This window comes from Winogradskyella ouciana (assembly GCF_009709615.1).
Lineage (GTDB): Bacteria > Bacteroidota > Bacteroidia > Flavobacteriales > Flavobacteriaceae > Winogradskyella > Winogradskyella ouciana.
In genome coordinates this window covers 1-342 of sequence record NZ_WJYA01000036.1, presented here as the reverse complement: position 1 = coordinate 342, position 342 = coordinate 1, and the positions used below count along the sequence as shown (strand labels likewise).

1 other RNA gene is annotated in these 342 nt (G+C 42.1%); it reads left to right on the top strand.

The features are described 5' to 3' along the window. Positions 1-341: a transfer-messenger RNA gene (gene ssrA / locus F1003_RS15545) on the top strand. The last annotated feature ends 1 nt before the right edge of the window (position 342 follow it).

Here is a 342-nt window from a genome sequence, read left to right as displayed (position 1 = left end):
AGGTCAGTAGGTAAGTAAGCATGCAGAGAACCGTAGCGCGATCTCTTTAATCCCTTGCTACAAAGTTTAACTGGCAACGAAGAGTTTGCTCTTGCTGCTTAATCCGAAGTATTAGTAGGATAAGCCTTTTCCCGAAGTATAGTAAGGAAACAAGATGTCTCACGGAAGCTCTGTTCTGCGGCGTCCGAGTATGAGGCATAGGAAATGCGGAAATAAGCCTTTAGAAGCTTTGGCTAAAGGACGAAAACCTTAAAAGATAAGCATAAAGTTGGCGGTCTGTTGTCTGCTTTATGACGAAAACTAAAAATAGACTAAGCATGTAGAAAGCTTGCGTATTGCTTG